Below are 18383 nucleotides of genomic sequence, written 5' to 3'. Positions count from 1 at the left end.
AGCCGTACCTATTGGACCGCTTCGATACGCTTGACCATCGCGGCGTACTTCGCACCGTACTTGTCCCAGACCGGCTTGACGGCATCCTGGAACGGCTTCTTGTCGATATCGGTGATAATTTCAGTGCCGGCCGCTTTCATTTTTTCGATGGCGGCATTCTCCGCTTCATACCAGAGCACGCGCTGCTCTTGCTGTGCTTCTTTCGCAAATTTCTTGATCAGCGCTTGATCTTCGGGCGAAAGCTTCTGCCAGGAGATGCGCGAGAAGACCAAAAGCTCCGGGATAATCAGGTGCTCGGTCATCGTGAAGTACTTGGCCACCTGATAATGGTTCTGCGCAATGAACGATGGCGGATTGTTCTCCGCGCCGTCTACCACGCCTGTCTGCATCGAGCTGAAAACCTGATCGAAGCCCAACGCAACGCCGTTGCCGCCCAGCGCATTCATGGTGTCGACGAACAGCGGATTGCCCATCATGCGGACCTTGAGGCCCTTGAGGTCGGCCATGGTCCGGATCGGCCGCTTGTTGTTATAGACGTTGCGCGAGCCGGCGTTCATCCAGCACAGCGCGATCAGGCCGGTCTTTTCGTTCGCGGAAATCTTCGCCAGCAATTCGTCGCCGATCTCGCCGTCGATCACTTTCTCCATGTGCTTGGAGTTGCGGAAGACGAACGGCATGTTGAAAACGTTGACGTCGTCCACGACGGGGCCGACGGCGCCGACCGAAATACGGGCGATCTGCAGCGCGCCGAGTTGGGCCTGCTCGATCATTTCCTTTTCGCCACCGAGCTGCATCGACGGGAACATCTGGATTGTCAGCCGGCCATTGGTGGCGGCTTCCAGCTTCTTGCCCATCCGGACCACGGCTTCGACCGTCGGATAGCCCAGCGGATGAACGTCCGATGCTTTCAGCACCATTTTCGTTTGGGCAAGTGCCGATGAAAGCGGCGTCGCGGTCGCAATGGTAGCCCCGAGCCCTGCGCTCAACTTGATGAAGTCGCGGCGTTTCATGTTGTTCCTCCTGATGTTTGTTTATCGTTCGTGGACTTTTCGAACTCTAAGGTCGTTGGTCGAAGTACTCCGGATTGATATGTTGAGTAGCCGAGATGTTCTCGAGAAGGCTTTCGAGGTGGATTTCCATTGCCCGCCTTGCCCCTTCTGCGTCGTGCGCTTCGATCGCGGTCAGGATCGCCTCGTGTTCGACGATGACCTTTGCGATTCTCCCTCGCTGGGGCAGGGTTAGCCGACGATAGCGATCGACGTGAACCTTCACCTGCTGGATATATTTCCAGATTCCGGGATAGCCGGCGACATCGGCGACTGTAGCATGAAACGTTTCATCGGCCTGATGAAACGTCTCGCTGTCTCCGGCCGCGCTGGCCTCGCGCTGTCGCTCCAGGACCGACCGCAATGCCAGTATCTGGCTCGACGTCGCACGTTCCGCCGCGAGCCTGGCGGTAGTCTCCTCCAGCGCCTTGCGGATGATGATGGCCTCGGGGAGTGCTGCGACCGGAATGCGTGAGACGAAGATGCCGGACTGCGGATAGATCTCCAGCAGGCCTTCATCCGATAGTTTGAGAATGGCCTCGCGCACGGGAGTGCGGCTCACCCCATAGGAGAGTGCGATCTGCGCCTCCGAGACCGCTTCGCCGGGGCGGCGCTGCAGCGACACCAGTTCGGACCGAAGATCGGAATAGATCCGGGACGCTGCTGTTGCCGCGCGCGGCCTGCCGCTGCGGCGCGTGCCGGCGGCAATTCGGCGAACCTTCGGATCCGTCTTTTTCGACGCGCGGGCGGGCATGGCTGCTTTCTCAATTGATATATTAGTATATGAACTGGCTTTGACAAATTAAAAATCCGTCCGCGCCGTGTTTGGTGCCGTGTGCGGCCGGATGCGTCCATCTGAAGGTTGGTCAGCGGCGCTAATTCGGGCCACCAATGAAGCCGGCGCGTGTCCGCTGTTCACGCTGTCCGGCACCGATCAACAAGTCGATCAAATGCTGGGCTTGTTGCGGATGGGCGGCGGCAGTCGTAATGCCCGCAGTGTACATAGTTGCAAGCTCGCAGCCCGCTGGCAGCGAGCCTGACAAGGTTACGCCTTTGGTGCTGATGATCTCGGTCGATTGCGTGCACCCGATCGGTCGTCGCGCCTTGGACGCTGCCAGTTCGCGCATCGCTGTCGCGCCATTCGGGAAAATCCTGAGTCGGGCAGCGACCTCATCAGCGATGCCGAGCTGCTGAAGGACATTTGCAACGTGAATTCCGGCTGTCGAGGCTTTGGTGTCCGGCACGAAGATCGCATCGGAAGCCAACAAAACCTCGCGCAAGCTGACGGCATCCTTGGCTATGGCCTGGGGATCGCCGGCGCGAACGGCGAGGGCGGTTTCGACCAGGCCGATATCGGCTATCGACGTGGCAACAACCAGCTTCTCCTGCGCCAGTTTGGCGAGGAGTGCCGCCGTCAAGATAACGATGTCAGCCCGTATGCCCTTGCGCAATTTGTCGGCTATGACGCCGACCGCGCCGAATTCGCCTGCGATATCGAATCCGGTGCGGGCCTTGAAGGCCGGCGTCAGGCTTCCGACCAGACCCTGTGCCGCACCGCCGCTCAGGATATTCAGGTTGCTCATGAGCTCAATTCCATCGCAGCGATGATCCTGTCACGCGTGATAGGCAAATCTCTCACCCGCACGCCCAGCGCATCGAACACTGCATTCGCAATAGCCGCGGTAACTGGGCCGTGGGCAGCCTCGCCTGCACCGACTGGATCCATATCAGGCCGCTGGATGATCTCCACCTCGACATCGGGCACTTCGCTGAAGCGCAGGATCGGATATTCCGTCCAGCTCGTGCTGGTGATGCGTTCTCGGTCAAAGCGCACGCGCTCTTTTAATACCCAGCTTGTGGCTTGAATCGCGCCGCCCTCGATCTGGTTGATAACGCCGTCGGGATTGATCGCCTCGCCGACATCGACCGCCAGCGTCAGCTTCCTGACGCTGATCTCCTCGGCGCTCTCGATCTCGGCGATCGCGGCGCAATAGGCGCCGGTGTTCTTGTAGCGGCCAAAGCCTATGCCGTGCCCAATGCCGGGCTGTTTCTCGGGCTTCCACCCCGCGCGCGTGGCCGCGGCGCGGATGACGTCCTTGGCCCGCTTATCCCGCAAATGGCGCAGCCGGAACGCGACCGGATCCTCGCCGCGCTCGGCTGCGATTTCATCGAGGATGGATTCGATCGCGAACACATTGCCCTGCCCACCAAGCGTGCGCAGCGCGGAGGTGCGTATCGGCATGGTTGTCAGGCGGTGGCTTTCGATGTGCCACGAAGGAAAATCATAGAGCGGGATCGAGTTGCGATCGCCACCCCCGCCGTTGGCCTGCGGCGGGTTGGTCGAGACCATGCGTGGAAACGGGTTCTCCAGTTCGAACGCTGCCAGCAAGGCGGGCTGAGCCGCGCGCCCCGGCCGCGCCGCATGCCCGTTGCTCCAGATGGAATGTCGCCAGTCGATAATTTCACCCCGCGCATCCAGATCGGCCTCGATCTCGATCGCCATCGCTGCGCCGAACGGCGCATCCGACATTTCGCCGTGGCGCGACCACTGCACCCGCACCGGCCGGCCGCCGGCGGATTTGGCGAGCAGCACGGCGTCCAGCGCAACATCATCGGCGGCGTTATGGCCGTAGCAGCCCGCGCCTTCCAGATGCTCAACGGTGATGTTCTCGACCGGGAGATTGAGAACCAGCGCCAGATCGGCACGCAGGAGATAGACGCCCTGACTGTGCGTCCAAACATGGACGTGGTCGCCGGCCCACTGCGCGATCGCGCAGGACGGCGCGATCGATGCATGCGCAACATAAGGGCGGGTATATTGCCGCCGGATGGTCCGCGCCACCGCGCCGGGTGCGGCGGCAGTTTTCTTGCCGATAACGGTGGATTCGGACGGTTGCGCTTTGAGGAAGCTTGCGAGATCGTTTTCGTCTGGCAGCAGCTCGCCATCGGACCAGGTCGCGCCCTTGCGCAACGCATTGAGGGCTGTCTCCGCACCATGCTCGGTCTCGCTGACGACTCCTGCAAAACTGCCGTTCCGTACAATGGCAACGAGACCGGCCACCGCACGGGCGCCATCCTCGCTCAACTCCCTGAGTTTCGCTCGCGCATGCTCCGGACGCAGCACGCGTCCGTGCAGCATTCCCGCCAACGCGTGGTCGTGGATGAATCGGGGTCGGCCAAGAACCTTATCCGGAATGTCGATCCTTTGGACCGAATGGCCGGCCAGCGTCCGGCTCGTTGCGATCTTGGGCGTTCCGCTGGGCGTAGCGTCGCGATCGAGCGAGACCTCGTCGGCAAGTTCCCAATAGCTGGTCCTGACATTGCCTGGGCCCGAAATGATGCCGTCCTCGATATGGAGGGTCTCAATAACGACGCCCAACCGTTCGGCTGCCTGCTGAAGAAATATCTGGCGAATCTCGGCGCAGGCATAACGCAACGCACGGCCCGATTGCTGGATGGAAAGGCTCCCCGATGTGACGCCCTCGTTGGGACTGGCGGCGGTCGACGCCCGGATCATCTGCACGCGAGATAGATCGACATCGAGCTCATCCGCGGCGATCTGCGCCAGCGCCGTCACGATGCCTTGGCCGATCTCCACCTTGCCTGGCGAGACCGTCACCTGTCCGCTGCTCGAGAACTTCAGCCACGACGATAATTTCGGATTCGCGGCAAGGCTTACCGGCAATGCGGGCGAGGAGGGAGCGGGCGCGGGCTGGTTCATCCTGCTGCCATTTCTTCCGCCGCGCGCAGCACCGCCCGCACCATGCGATTATGCGAACCGCAGCGGCAGAGATTGCGGTCGAGCGCTTCCTTCACCTCCCGGCTTGTCGGCGACGGATTTCGCTTCAACAGCGCCGCCGCACTCATGAGGATGCCGGAAACACAATAGCCGCATTGCAGGGCCTGCTCGGCGATGAAGGCGCGCTGCAGCGGATGCGGCCGCTCGCTCGTTCCCAGCCCTTCGATCGTCGTGACATCTTTATCGGTCACCGACCAGAGCGGCGTATCGCAGGCTGACATCGCGCGATCGCCGATAATAACGTTGCAGGCGCCGCATTCGCCGGCGCCGCAGCCGAAATGCGGTCCGGTCATACCGAGCTGCCCGCGCAGGATATCCAGCAGTGAGCGGTCGGGATCGGCGTCAATTTCAAGCTCGACGCCATTGAGGCGAAATCGAACGCTTGGCATCGAGGGCAGGCCTTCTCTGGTGGCATCTTATTGCGGCGGCTTGTCGAACTTCTTGACCACCTCCGCCCATTTTACGATATCCTCGCGGAGGAATTTGTCGAATTCGGCTGCAGTCATGGAGATAGGGACGACGCCCTGCTGCATCCATAATTTTATGATGTCAGGTCGCTTCACAATGTCGTTCACGGCCGCATTGAGTTTGTCGATGATCGGCTTTGGCGTACCTGCCGGCGCCATCAAGCCGAGCCAGATCGTGGCCTCGTAGCCAGGAATGCCGGCCTCGATCACTGTCGGCGCGTTGGGCAGAACGGTCGAGCGTGCCTTGCCGGTCGTAGCCAGCGCGCGCACCTGGTTTTCCGCCACGTTCGGGGCCATCGTCGGGACCGCGTCGATCATCATCTGAACCTGGCCGCCGATCACGCCGCTGCGCGCCTCGCCGCTGTTGCGATAGGGCACATGGACGAGGTCGATGCCGGCCATGGCTTTGAACAGCTCGCCTGCCATATGGTACGGCGTGCCTTGGCCGGAGGAAGCGTAGTTCAGTTTGCCGGGCTGCGATTTGGCGAGCGCGATGAATTCCTGCAGCGTCTTCGCCTGCACGGAAGGGTGAACCACGATGACGAGGTCGGAGTAGTTCACCGGCGCGATTGGCGCGAGATCGCGCATCAGTTCGTATTTGCGCTGCGGCACCAGCGATTCATTCGCCGTTTGGGTGTTCGACATCATCAGCAGCGTATAGCCGTCCGGCGGCGACTTGACGGCTTCCTGCGTGCCGATCACGCCGCCGGCGCCGGTGCGGTTTTCGATCACGAAGGGCTGGCCAAAGCTTTCCTGCAAGATGCTTCCGATCTGCCGGGCAGTGACGTCGGCAGGCCCTCCGGCGCCGAACGGAACAATCACCTTTACCGGCCGCGAGGGATATTCCTGCGCCTGTGCACCAGTCAGCGATGTTGCGAGCAGAGTTGCAGCCAGAGCCAATGCAATCCTTGGACCCGTCATTTCCCATCCCCTGACGCTTGTTTTGTTTCTTGCCCCAAGCTTAGCTGCAATCGGAACGGCCTGTCGACGAAAGACTGGCTGCGCGCCCTTGGAATAAAAGATAATCTTGGGTGTATCGGACTGAGCTGGTGCGAGCCCAATGAGAAGGCTCGAAAAGACAATTGGGAGCGCCCAATGAAGAACTCGATCTCGCGACGCAATGTGCTCCAGGGGGCCGGCGCCGTTCTCGCAGGCGCAGCATTTTCCACGCGCGTCATGGCGGCTGCGCCTCCGCCGGAAGCGGTCACGCCCGCGCTGATCGAGGCGGCGAAGAAGGAAGGCAAGGTCATCTATTACACCTCGACCGACTTGCCAGTCGCGGAGAAGCTGGCGAAGGCGTTCGAGGCGAAATATCCGGGCATTGCGGTACGTGTCGAGCGCACCGGCGCGGAGCGCTTGTTCCAGCGTATCGGCCAGGAATATTCCAGCAATATCCACGCCGTCGACATCGTGAATTCATCCGACGCCGCGCATTTCATCGTCTGGAAGCGTGACGGCGTTCTGGCGCCTTACGTGCCGGAAGACGTCGCAAAATTCTATCCGGCCGAGCACAAGGATCCGGACGGCCAGTTTGCCAGCTTCCGCGTCTGGCTCAGCATCATTGCCTACAACACAAATCTGGTGAAAGCGGAGGACGCGCCGAAGAGTTTTGCCGATCTGCTCGATCCCAAGTGGAAGGGCAAGATCGTCAAGGCGCACCCGGGCTATAGCGGCACCATCATGACCGCGACCTACCAGATGCAGCGCGATCTCGGCTGGAGCTTTTTCGAGAAGCTCGCCAGGCAGAACATCATGCAGGTGCAGTCGTCGGCCGATCCGCCGAAAAAACTCGATCTCGGCGAGCGCGCGGTGATGGCCGACGGTAACGAATACAACATCTTCCAGATGAGGGAGGCAGGCCGCCCGGTCGAGCCGGTATACGCCACGGAAGGGTCGCCGCTGATTATCGGACCGAACGGTGTCTTCAAGGATGCACCCAACCCCAACGCGGCAAGGCTGTTTCAACAGTTCGGTCTCAGCCGGGAGGCCCAGCAGCTCATCGTCGATGTCGGCGGTCTCCGCTCGGTGCATTCTCAAACCGTCGAGAAAGCGGGACGCACGCCGCTCAAGGACATCAAGACCATGAAGGACGACGCGGCGGCAGTGGAGAAGGAGAGCGAGGCCATCAAGGCGCGCTATACAAAAATCTTCCGCGTTTGACCGCTATGCCCTCCGGACTGCCCAGGATTTCGGTCGCCGAAACGCTTGCGGAAAAGATCGTTTCAGTGCGAGCGGGCGCATTACCGGAGGCGACCGCGCACAAATGCGAGGACCTGCTGATCGACGTGGTTGGCCTATGCGTGACGGCGCGGAACGAGGATTACGTCGGAAGTGCGCTGGCCGGTTGCGACGATGACGGTCCCTGCACGGCGATCGGCCACAAGCGTACGCTGAATGCAGCGGGTGCTGCCTTCGTCAACGGCACTGCCGCCCACGGCGAGGATTTCGATGATACTTTCGAGGGTGGTCCGGTGCATGCCGGCGCCGTGATCGTCCCGGCAGTGCTCGCCGCCTGTGAGCGGCACAACCCGGATAGCCGCATGGCGCTGATCGGGATTGCGGTCGGCACCGAAGTGCTGTGTCGGTTGAGTCTCGTCGTGCCCAAGGCCGTTCATAAGGCGGGCTTTCACCCGACTGCGGTCTTCGGCGCGATCGGTGCGGCCGCCGGCGTCGGTGCAGCGCTTGGCTTCAACGCCAGGCAGATCGTCGATGCGCTCGGCGTCGCCGGCAGCATGGCCGGCGGCATCATCGAATATCTCGCCGAAGGCGCCTGGACCAAGCGGCTGCATGCCGGATGGGCGGCGCAATCAGGCATCCGCGCGGCGCTGTTGGCGCGGGGAGGGTTCGTCGGTCCGCGAACGGTGTTCGAGGGCGTGCATGGCCTATTCCATGGCTTCGCGCACACCACCGATGGCGACTATGCCGCGCTGACCGGCGATTTCGGCGCGCGCTGGGTGACGGACACGCTGGCGTTCAAGCCTTATCCGTGCGGAACGATAGCGCAGCCCTATATCGACTGTGCGCGTCGTCTCGCCGCGCGCGGCGTAAAGCCGGAGGATGTCGCCGAGATCGTCTGCGAAGTAGCGGAGGGAACGGTGCACCGGCTGTGGGAGCCGCTGGCCGACAAGCAGCGTCCGCGCAACGGCTATGCCGCAAAGTTCGCAGTGCCTTATCTGCTGGCCACCGGCTTCGTGCATGGCAGCGTCGGGCTCGGTGCGTTCACCGAAAACGCGATCCGCGATCCGCGCGTGCTGGCGCTCGCCGCCAGAGTGAAATTCGTGATCGACCCTGACAATCCCTATCCGAACAACTACACCGGCCACATCCGCGTCACACTCAGAGATGGCAGCGTGGTGGAAGAGCGGCAGCCGTATCTGCGCGGCGGTGCGCAGGAGCCGCTGACGCGGCAGGACGTGACCGAGAAGTTTCTGCTCAACGTCGATCATGGCGGCTGGAGCGCCATGCAAAGTGAAGCGGCGTTGAAACTGATGGCAGGGCTGTATAATGGCCGCATCGATCTTTCCTCATTGCGCGGGTAGCGGCTCATGACCAAAGAACTCGCCGGGAAAGTCGCCATTGTCACCGGCGCCGGCCGCAATATCGGCCGCGCGATCGCGCTGACGCTGGCGGAGGGCGGTGCGTCCATTGTGGTGAATGCGCGCCGCAACCGCGCCGAGGCGGAGGCAGTCGCCCATGAGATCGAGGCTGCCGGCGGCAAGGCCCTGGTTCATATTGGCGACGTCGCCGACGCCGGCGCGGTACAAGCCATGGCCGATGCTGCCGTGAGGCAATTCGGGCGCATCGATATCCTCGTCAACAACGCGGCGCTGCGGCGCGAAAAATCGTTCGCCGAGATGGATTATGCGGCGTGGCGCGAAATCCTCGACGTGACCCTCGATGGGGCGTTCCACTGTGTAAAGGCCTGCCTGCCGGCGCTGCGGAAGTCCGGTGCGGGAACCATCGTCAATATCGGCGGCCTCAGTGCGCACACGGGGGCAAAAAATCGCGCGCATGTGGTGACGGCGAAGGCTGGCATCATCGGCTTGACCCGCGCGCTGGCGCACGACTTGGCCGACGACGGCATCACGGTAAACTGCGTGGTCCCCGGGCTGATCGGCACGCCGCGGCCGAAGGATAAGCCGGAGCCGGCGCATCACTTGACCCATCAGACCATCAGCGGCAATCGAGGCTTGCCGGAAGACGTCGCCGCAACTGTGCGTTTCCTGTGCGGGCCCGGTGCGCGCTATATCAACGGACAGGCGATCCACGCCAATGGCGGTGCTTATTTGGGCGCCTGATGCATGGCTAAAGGCTGTTTTTGCAGACGTACTGCCGGACAAACCCTCTCGGCGATCGCGGCGTTTGATGTTACGTAGAAACGCATGAACCAGCATGCCAAGGTCGACATCCGCCACTCCACCTGTCCGCACGATTGTCCGTCGGCCTGTGCGCTCGATATCGAGGTAATCGACGGGCGCTCGATCGGCCGGGTCCGCGGCTCCAAGCAGCAGACCTATACGGCGGGCGTGGTCTGCGCCAAGGTGGCGCGCTACGCCGAGCGCATTCATCATCCCGACCGGCTGCTCTACCCGATGCGCCGCACCGGACCGAAAGGCTCCGGCCAGTTTGCGCGGATTTCCTGGGATGAGGCGTTGGACGAAATCGCTGCGCGCTTCGATCAGGCCGAACGCGAATTCGGCGCTGAATCCGTCTGGCCCTATTACTATGCCGGCACCATGGGGCTCGTCATGCGCGACGGCATCAATCGCCTGGCGCATGTTAAAAAATATTCGCGCTACTACTCGACGATCTGCGCCAACATCGCCCGCGTCGGCTTCGCCATCGGCACCGGCAAGATCGCCGGCGTCGATCCGCGCGAGATGGGAGTCTCCGATCTCGTCGTGATCTGGGGCACCAATCCGGTGAACACCCAGGTCAATGTGATGACGCATGCCTCGCGCGCCCGCAAGGAGCGCGGCGCCAAAATCGCCGCGATCGACGTCTACAACAACGACACGATGAAGCAGGCCGACATCAAGATATTGCTCCGGCCGGGGACCGACGGCGCCTTCGCCTGCGGCGTTATGCACGTGCTGTTCCGCGAAGGTTACGCGGACCGCGCCTATATGGATCGTTATACCGACTGCCCGGACGAACTCGAGACGCATCTGACGACCCGCACGCCGGAATGGGCTTCGAAGATCTCGGGCGTCCCGGTCGAGGAGATCGAGGCGTTCGCGCGCCTGGTCGGCCAGACCAAGCGTACGTTCTTTCGCCTCGGCTATGGCTTTACGCGCAGCCGCAACGGTGCAACGCAGATGCATGCGGCGTTGTGCATCCCGGCAGTGACCGGTGCATGGCAGTATGAAGGTGGCGGCGCATTCTTCAACAATGCCTCGATCTGGCAGTTCAACGAATCGATCATCGAGGGTCACGACGCGATCGATCCTTCGATCCGCTGGCTCGATCAGTCCCAGATCGGGCGCATCCTGACTGGCGATACCGACGCCCTGAAGGGCGCTGGTCCGGTGAAGGCAATGTTGATCCAGAACACCAATCCGGTGACGGTCGCCCCCGAACAGGCGCTGGTGCGCCGGGGATTTGCGCGCGAGGACCTGTTCGTCGCGGTGCATGAGCAGTTCATGACTGAGACGGCGGTCATGGCCGACATCGTGCTTCCAGCCACCATGTTCATGGAGCATGACGATCTCTATTACGGCGGCGGCCACCAGCACATCTCGATCGGACCAAAGCTGATCGATCCGCCCGGCGAGTGCCGTTCCAACCACGAAGTACTGCAGGGCCTCGGCCGCCGCCTCAATGCCGTGCATCCAGGCTTTGAGATGTCGCCGCGCGAGCTGATCGACACGACGCTGAAGAAGAGCGGCCACGGCGATATCGAGACGCTGGAGGCGGATCTGTGGCGCGACATCCAGCCGGATTTTCGCACCTCGCACTACCTCGACGGGTTTGCCCACGCCGACAAGAAATTCCACTTCAAGGCCGATTGGGCGAATCCTCCGTCCGGTAAGCCCGGCCTGGGTCCGTGGGAGCAGATGCCACCGCTGCCGGACCACTGGATGGTCATCGAGGAGGCGGATGAGGCGCATCCGTTCCGGCTCGCCACCAGTCCGTCGCGCAGCTTTCTTAATACCAGCTTCAACGAAACCCCGTCGTCGATCGCGCGCGAGGGCAGTCCGACCGTCATGATTCATCCCGAGGACGCGGCGTCACTCGGGATTGCAGATGGCGATGCCGTCACGCTCGGTAACACGCGCGGCGAAACGACGTTGACCGCGCGGCTATTCGACGGCCTGCGCCGTGGCGTGTTGGTCGCGGAATCCATTCATCCCAACAAGGCCCATATCGGTGGTCACGGCATCAACATGCTGACCGGTGCCGAAACGGTCGCGCCGGTCGGCGGCGCAGCGTTTCATGACAACAAGGTCTGGGTGCAGAAGGCGACCTCAGCCAGTGGGCGCAAGAGTTAGATCGCTCTTGCAGTCCACCGTCATCCGGCCGCAAATGCGTTGCCAGCACTTGACGAAAAGGCGAGCGGGACAATGACCGACCACAAAAGCGTAATCTGCGAAAAGCGCGGGCAGGCGTACTGGATCACCATCAACCGCCCGGATAAGCGCAACGCCATCAATGCCGATGTGGTCGCCGGCATCGCCCGCGGCTATCGTGACGCGCATGACGACAAGGACGTCCGCGTCATCGTGCTGACCGGGGCGGGCGACAAGGCGTTTTGCGCCGGCGCCGATCTGCAGAACAGCGGCGCTGCCTTCGCGATGGATTATTCGCGACCGAATGTCGATTACGCCGATCTGCTGCGGCTGTCGCAAAACGCCACCAAGCCCGCGATCGCGCGGGTGGGGGGCGTCTGCATGGCGGGCGGCATGGGCTTATTGTGCATGACCGACATGGCGGTTGCCGCCGATCATGTAGTCTTCGGGCTGCCCGAGGTGAAGGTCGGCGTGTTCCCGATGCAGGTGCTGAGCCTGCTGCAGTCGATTGCGCCGAAGCGGCTGGTCAGCGAATGGGCGCTGACCGGCGAGCCGTTCGACGCACACACGGCGCAGGCCGCCGGGCTCCTGAACTACGTGGTGCCGGCTGCCGAGCTCGACGCCAAGGTCGAATGGCTGGTCAGCCGCATAGTCGACAAGTCGCCGACTGCGATCCGTCGCGGCAAATATGCGATGCGGGCGATTGCCTCGATGTCGTTCGACGAGAGCATCGCCTATACCGAAAGCCAGATTGCGCTATTGGCGATGACGGAAGACGCCAAGGAAGGCCTCAAGGCGTTCAGCGAAAAGCGCAAGCCTTCCTGGCCAGGACGGTAATCAGCCCACGCTGGCCTTCAGTCCGGCAGCCTCGATGCCTGCGACGGCGCAGATCTCGTCGTTATCAGAGGTGTCGCCGCTGACACCGACGGCGCCGAGTAGGCCGCCATCACCCTGGATCAGCACGCCGCCGGGCACCGGCACGAGGCGGCCTTGCGCCAGTGCGTTCACCGCGTTCACAAAGTAGGCCTGCTCCTGCGCGCGCTGAAACAACGCCCGCGATCCCATGCCCATCGCGAGCGCGCCGTAGGCCTTGCCGTGCGCAATCTCGGCCCGCATCAGGCTGGTGCCGTCCTGCGCCGCCGTGACCTTCACGCAGCCCCGCGCGTCCAGAATGGTGATCACCAGCGGCTTCAGTTTCTTCTCGACGCCTTTGGCAAGCGCAGCATCGAGAATCTTGCGGGCGACGTCGAGGGTGAGTTCGGCCATAAATGAATTCCTTTGCGATTAGGCGGGATTAACGGTTGGATTGCGCGCTGTCGAGGCTCATCGCAAGCAGACGGGCGACATGAAGCGGTGCACGGTTCGTGCCATCCTTGATCTGATGTCGGCATGAGGTGCCGTCGGCAACGATCAGCGTGGCGGTATCGGCGCGGCGCACCGCCGGTAGCAGCGAAAGTTCGGCCATTTCCATCGACGCCTGATAGGTGTCGGCGCCGTAACCGAAGGCGCCGGCCATGCCACAGCAGCTCGAATCGATGATTTCGACGCTAAGATCGGGAATGAGGCGAAGTGCCTTCTCGACCGGTTTGAACGCGCCGAATGATTTTTGATGGCAGTGGCCATGAACCAACGCTTTTGCCGGCATGGCGCCAAGCGGCAGCTTCAGCCGGCCGGCCTCTGCCTCGCGAACCAAAAACTCCTCGAACAGCAGTGCGTGCGTGCTGACGCTCTTGGCGTCATCATCCGAGCGTAGCGAGAGCAATTCGTCGCGCAGCGTCAGGAGGCAGCTCGGCTCCAGTCCAACAATTGGCACACTCCGCGCGGCGAACGGCGCATAGGTGGCGACCAGCCGGTTCAATTCGTTGCGCGCCTGATCGACCAGACCCGCCGAAAGGAAAGTCCGTCCGCAGCACAGCGGCCGGGCGTGATCCATCGGCCTCGGCAGGTGGACGCGGTATCCGGCTTCGACCAGAACGCGCAGCGCGGCGTCGAGATTTTCCCGCTCGTAAGCGCGATTAAACGTGTCGGCGAACAGCACGACCTCGCGGCCATCTGCCGGACCGAAGGTTTTGGCACCGGGGCGGAAAGTATCGCGGCGGAATGCGGGCAGGGCGCGCTTCGCGCTGATGCCGGCAAACTTCTCGAACAGGGCGCGCAATAGCGGACTGCTGTTGCGCCAGTTGGCCAGCGGGGCAAAGCGGGAGGCGAGATCCGCATAATGCGGCAGATAGCCAACCAGCCGGTCGCGTAGCGACAGGCCGTGCCTAGCCGCGCGTGCGGCCAGCACCTCGATCTTCATCTTGGCCATGTCGACGCCGGTCGGACACTCATGCCGGCAGGCCTTGCAGGACACGCAGAGTTTCAGCGTCTCCATCATTTCATCTGAAGCCAGCGCGTCAGGACCCAACTGTCCCGAGATAGCCAGCCGCAGCGTATTGGCGCGGCCACGCGTGACGTCCTTCTCATTTCGGGTCGCGCGGTAGGACGGGCACATCACACCGCCCTCGAGCTTCCGGCAGGCGCCGTTGTTGTTGCACATCTCGATCGCACCCTGAAAGCCGCCGCCGGCGCCGGGATAAGCCGACCAGTCGAGCGCGGTCTTTAGTTCGGCGACGCGATAGTCCGGCCGATAGCGAAACAGCGAGCGATCGTCCATCTTCGGCGGATCGACGATCTTGCCGGGATTGAGCAAATTGTCCGGGTCGAAGCGCTGCTTGACCTTCCTGAAATCGGCAACAATGCGCGAGCCAAACATCGCTTCGTGAAATTCGGAGCGAACCAGGCCGTCGCCATGCTCGCCGGAATGTGAGCCCTTGTACTCGCGCACCATCTCGAATGTCTCTTCGGCGATGGCGCGCATCGCCTTGACATCCTTCTCAAGCTTCAAATTGAGGACGGGCCGCACGTGCAGGCAGCCTTCAGACGCATGCGCATACATGGTGCCGCGCGTGCCGTGCTTGGCGAAGATGGCATTGAGCCGCTCGGTGTAGTCGGCGAGGTGCGGCAGTGGCACGGCGCAATCCTCGACGAAGGAGACCGGCTTGCCCTCCTGCTTCATCGACATCATCACGTTGAGGCCGGCGGCGCGGAAATCGGCGATGCCGGTCTGCAAGCTTGGCTCGGTGATTTCGACCACACCGCCCCATTTGCGCTGCGGCTTGTCCCAGCCAAAACCGAGATCGGTCATCAGTTCGCCAAGCTGCTTCAGGCGATGCAGGTTCTCGGCTTGATCCTCCTCGGCGAATTCCACGACCAGCACCGCATCGGGATCGCCGCGCACGGCCGTGCTGATGATCGGCTGGAACATTGCGATCTCGCGGCCAAGCGCGATCATGGTGCGATCAACCAGTTCCACCGCAATTGGCCGCAGCTTCACTAGATGCTGGGTTGCGTCCATCGCGTCATAGAAGCTGCCGAAATGGCAGACGCCGAGCACCTTGTTGCGGATCACAGGCCATAGCTTCAGCTCGACCTGTGTGGTGAAGGCCAACGTGCCTTCGGAGCCGACCAAGAGGTGCGCCATGTTATTCGGCGCATTGCGCGGCATCAGCGCATCGAGGTTGTAGCCGCCGACACGACGCTGCACCTTTGGAAACCGCTCCGATATCTCGGCGGCCTCGCGCTCGCCGAGATCGAGCATGTCCCGAAATAGCGCAAGCCCGCTCTGGGGCGAATTCACCCGCGCCAGATCCCGCGGCACCTCGCCGAAATGCAGGAGCGTGCCGTCGGCCAGTGCCGCATCCATCGACAACGTGTTGTCGCGCATGGTGCCATAGCGCAGCGAACGGCCGCCGCAGGAGTTGTTGCCGGCCATGCCGCCGATGGTGGCGCGCGAGGCGGTGGAGACGTCGACCGGAAACCAGAGCCCGTGCTTTTTGAGCTGGCGGTTGAGGTCGTCGAGCACGATGCCCGGCTCGACCACGCAGGTCCGGTTCTCGACATCTAGCGAGAGGATGCGGTTCAGGTGCTTCGAAAAGTCGACGACGATTCCCTCGTTGACCGTCTGGCCGCATTGCGAAGTGCCGCCGCCGCGCGGGGTGACGATCCGGCCCTCGTCCTGGCAAATGGCGAGCGCCCTGAGGGCCTCGTCCATGCTGCGGGGCACCACGACGCCCGCCGGCATGATCTGGTAGAACGAGGCATCGGTGGCATAGCGGCCCCGGTTGAAGGCATCGAAAAACACGTCGCCGGTCAGATTTGACCGCAGGCGTCGCTGGAGGGTCGAGGCGCTTTTCATCCCAAATCCAAAGTGACCCGAGAGGGCTGTTGCAACCCCTCAACGCGATTATGCACTTTGTCTAAGATGAATAACATTATGAATTCATAATGGGCGAGCCTAGCTGCCCGCAGCCGTCGCCGCCGTGCCATTCCGTGCCGCGGCCAAGTGTTCAATGGCTGCGCTTCGCTTGTTGCGCAAATGTTGGAACAGGATGTCGCTCAGCTCGCTTCCGGCGCGGCGCCGCAGCGCATCCAGGATCGCTTCATGCTCGCGCATGGCCTCGCCCCAGCGCTGCCGCTTGCGCGCAAAATTGGCGCAATAGCGGATGCGGCGGATCCGGCCGGCAAAACTGGCGTAGGCCACGCGCAGAGTCTCGTTGCGTGCGGCGGCAACGATGCTCTCGTGGATGCGCTGGTTGACCTGAAAATAGCCGTGCATGTCGCTGTTGAGGTAATGGCCGTACATCTCATAGTGCAGCCGCTCGATCGCGGCGATTTCCTCGTCCGTGATGGCCTCGCAGGCAAGGCGTCCGGCGAGGCTTTCCAGGCCCGCCATCACGTCGAAAAGTTCCTCCAGATCCCGCTCGCTAAGCTGGCGCACCCGTGCGCCACGGTTGGGCAGGAGTTCGATCAAGCCCTCCGCGGCCAGGACCTTGAGCGCCTCGCGCAGCGGCGTTCGGGAGATTCCAAGCATCTCGCAGAGCTGCCGCTCCGGAACGCGCGCGCCCTCTGGAATGTTGCCTTCGACGACATAATCGCGAAGCCGCAACAGGATTTCCCCGTGAAGCGAGACCTCTTGGTGGTCCGCGCCATTGTCGGTGGCTGACTGGGTGATCGGCACCCCGGCTTCGGGAATCGTGGATTTCATTTGCATAACGGTAGTTTGCGAAATCTGCGGCGTCGATGATCTAGATCGAATACCACAATTAGATTGAAAAGGCAAAAAATGAATGCAAAATAGCTTGCCTGTGATCGAGGCGGGCTGCTTTGGGAGGTTGTCATGCGGCAAGGACGGCATTTTCTGCAGATTCCAGGGCCCAGCCCGGTCCCGGACAGGATTCTTCGCGCGATGGACATGCCCGTGATCGATCATCGGAGCGCCCAGTTCGCCGAACTCGGGCGGGCGGTGCTGGAGGGCAGCCAGAAGATTTTCCAGACCTCGGGACCGGTGGTGATCTTCCCGTCGTCGGGGACAGGGGCCTGGGAAGCCGCCATCGTCAACACGCTGTCGCCCGGCGACAAGGTTCTGATGGTGGAGACCGGCCATTTCGCGACCCTGTGGCGCCAGATGGCGGGACGCTGGGGAATTGACGTCGACTTCTTGCCCGGCGACTGGCGCCGTGGCGCAGATCCGGCGGTCATCGAAGAAAGGTTGGCGCGCGACACATCGCATGCGCTCAAGGCGGTGATGGTCGTTCACAACGAAACGTCGACCGGTGCGACCAGCCGGATCGGCGAAATCCGGGCCGCGATGGACCGGGTCGGTCATCCGGCCTTGCTGATGGTCGACACCATCTCCTCGCTGGGATCGGTCGAGTACCGGCACGACGAATGGAAGGTCGACGTCAGCGTCAGCTGCTCGCAGAAAGGGTTCATGTTGCCGCCCGGTTTGGGCTTCAACGCGATCTCGGACAAGGCCCGCGCTGCAGCCAAGACCAACAAAATGCCGCGGTCGTATTGGGATTGGGAGGAAATGCTGAAGCCGAATGTGAATGGCTTCTTTCCCTATACCCCGGCGACCAACCTGCTCTACGGCCTGCGCGAGGCCATTGCGATGTTGCTTGAGGAGGGGCTCGACAAGGTCTTCGCGCGCCATCAGCGGCTCGCCGCTGCTACGCGTGCCGCCGTCAATCACTGGGGACTGGAGGTGCTTTGCGAGGAGCCAAAGGACTTTTCCCCGGTGCTTACCGCCGTGCTGATGCCGCCGGGGCATGACGCGGATCAGTTCCGCAAGGTGGTGCTCGACAACTTCAATATGTCGCTCGGCTCCGGACTGTCGAAGGTGGCAGGCAAGGTATTCCGTATCGGTCATCTCGGCGAATGCAACGAACTGACCTTGCTCGCTGCGCTGACGGGCGTGGAGATGGGATTGTCAGTCGCCGGCATTCCGTACCGGGCCGGCGGTGTCGATGCCGCGATGAAGTATCTGGAGGAGCGCCCGCAAGGCAATTCCCCGGCGCATCTCAAGGTCGTCGGCAGCTAGCTGGCCGCTGCCGCCTGCCCGAGGGCGCTGCTCCAGCCTGCTCCTTATGCATTGACGTGCTGCGTCCGGCGGGCGACAAGCCCGCCAAATGGTGATATTCGAGCGCCTCGAAACGCCTAGGCTAGACCGGGAAGGACGCCA

15 protein-coding genes are annotated in these 18383 nt (G+C 62.4%); 6 read left to right on the top strand and 9 right to left on the bottom strand.

Annotated features, from left to right (window positions below; genetic code table 11):
- Positions 1–8: 8 nt before the first annotated feature.
- The 6 genes from dctP to IVA95_RS36675 all read right to left on the bottom strand — a co-directional run bounded on the left by dctP (position 9) and on the right by IVA95_RS36675 (position 6233).
- The gene (dctP, locus tag IVA95_RS36700) at positions 9–1010 is read right to left on the bottom strand and encodes a TRAP transporter substrate-binding protein DctP (RefSeq protein ID WP_247514944.1); all 1002 of its coding nucleotides are present in this window, start codon (positions 1008–1010) and stop codon (positions 9–11) included.
- A gap of 46 nt (positions 1011–1056) precedes the next feature.
- A complete protein-coding gene (locus IVA95_RS36695) occupies positions 1057–1800 on the bottom strand; it encodes a GntR family transcriptional regulator (RefSeq protein ID WP_247514943.1) in 744 nt (247 codons plus the stop codon).
- A gap of 121 nt (positions 1801–1921) precedes the next feature.
- Positions 1922–2629: a substrate-binding domain-containing protein gene (locus IVA95_RS36690; protein WP_247514942.1), complete on the bottom strand. Its 708-nt coding sequence runs from the start codon at positions 2627–2629 to the stop codon at positions 1922–1924.
- Positions 2626–4767: a molybdopterin cofactor-binding domain-containing protein gene (locus IVA95_RS36685; RefSeq protein WP_247514941.1), complete on the bottom strand. Its 2142-nt coding sequence runs from the start codon at positions 4765–4767 to the stop codon at positions 2626–2628. Before IVA95_RS36685 ends, IVA95_RS36690 begins: the two co-directional genes overlap by 4 nt.
- The gene (locus IVA95_RS36680; RefSeq protein WP_247514940.1) at positions 4764–5234 is read right to left on the bottom strand and encodes a (2Fe-2S)-binding protein; all 471 of its coding nucleotides are present in this window, start codon (positions 5232–5234) and stop codon (positions 4764–4766) included. Before IVA95_RS36680 ends, IVA95_RS36685 begins: the two co-directional genes overlap by 4 nt.
- Before the next feature lie 27 nt (positions 5235–5261).
- Complete coding sequence (locus IVA95_RS36675; RefSeq protein ID WP_247514939.1) at positions 5262–6233, bottom strand: tripartite tricarboxylate transporter substrate binding protein; 972 nt, start codon at positions 6231–6233, stop codon at positions 5262–5264.
- A 174-nt stretch (positions 6234–6407) separates the two neighbouring features.
- Between IVA95_RS36675 and IVA95_RS36670 the strand changes: the two genes are divergently transcribed.
- The 5 genes from IVA95_RS36670 (at position 6408) to IVA95_RS36650 (ending at position 12658) form a co-directional block, all read left to right on the top strand.
- Complete coding sequence (locus IVA95_RS36670; protein ID WP_247514938.1) at positions 6408–7472, top strand: extracellular solute-binding protein; 1065 nt, start codon at positions 6408–6410, stop codon at positions 7470–7472.
- A gap of 5 nt (positions 7473–7477) precedes the next feature.
- Positions 7478–8851 (top strand): MmgE/PrpD family protein, encoded by a 1374-nt coding sequence (locus IVA95_RS36665; RefSeq protein ID WP_247514937.1) that lies wholly within the window; start codon positions 7478–7480, stop codon positions 8849–8851.
- Positions 8852–8857: 6 nt separating this feature from the next.
- Positions 8858–9610, top strand: a complete 753-nt coding sequence (locus tag IVA95_RS36660; RefSeq protein ID WP_247514936.1) for a 3-oxoacyl-ACP reductase family protein — start codon at positions 8858–8860, stop codon at positions 9608–9610.
- 84 nt (positions 9611–9694) lie between these two features.
- Positions 9695–11803 (top strand): molybdopterin oxidoreductase family protein, encoded by a 2109-nt coding sequence (locus IVA95_RS36655; protein WP_247514935.1) that lies wholly within the window; start codon positions 9695–9697, stop codon positions 11801–11803.
- Between the two features lie 72 nt (positions 11804–11875).
- Complete coding sequence (locus IVA95_RS36650; protein ID WP_247514934.1) at positions 11876–12658, top strand: enoyl-CoA hydratase/isomerase family protein; 783 nt, start codon at positions 11876–11878, stop codon at positions 12656–12658.
- Here IVA95_RS36650 and IVA95_RS36645 read toward each other — a convergent pair whose 3' ends face one another.
- From IVA95_RS36645 to IVA95_RS36635, 3 genes are all read right to left on the bottom strand, one after another.
- Positions 12659–13087 (bottom strand): heme-binding protein, encoded by a 429-nt coding sequence (locus IVA95_RS36645; protein ID WP_247514933.1) that lies wholly within the window; start codon positions 13085–13087, stop codon positions 12659–12661.
- 28 nt (positions 13088–13115) lie between these two features.
- Positions 13116–16058, bottom strand: coding sequence for an FAD-binding and (Fe-S)-binding domain-containing protein (locus IVA95_RS36640; protein WP_247514932.1), 2943 nt, complete (start codon positions 16056–16058; stop codon positions 13116–13118).
- Between the two features lie 99 nt (positions 16059–16157).
- The gene (locus IVA95_RS36635) at positions 16158–16907 is read right to left on the bottom strand and encodes a GntR family transcriptional regulator (protein ID WP_247514931.1); all 750 of its coding nucleotides are present in this window, start codon (positions 16905–16907) and stop codon (positions 16158–16160) included.
- 132 nt (positions 16908–17039) lie between these two features.
- On the opposite strand from IVA95_RS36635, the gene IVA95_RS36630 reads away from it, so the two are divergent.
- A complete protein-coding gene (locus IVA95_RS36630; RefSeq protein ID WP_247514930.1) occupies positions 17040–18242 on the top strand; it encodes an alanine--glyoxylate aminotransferase family protein in 1203 nt (400 codons plus the stop codon).
- Positions 18243–18383 lie beyond the last annotated feature (141 nt).

The sequence above is a fragment of the Bradyrhizobium sp. 157 genome, assembly GCF_023073815.1.
Taxonomy (GTDB): Bacteria; Pseudomonadota; Alphaproteobacteria; order Rhizobiales; family Xanthobacteraceae; genus Bradyrhizobium.
Note: the sequence above shows the minus strand (reverse complement) of the source record. Positions and strands in the feature narration are given on the sequence as shown.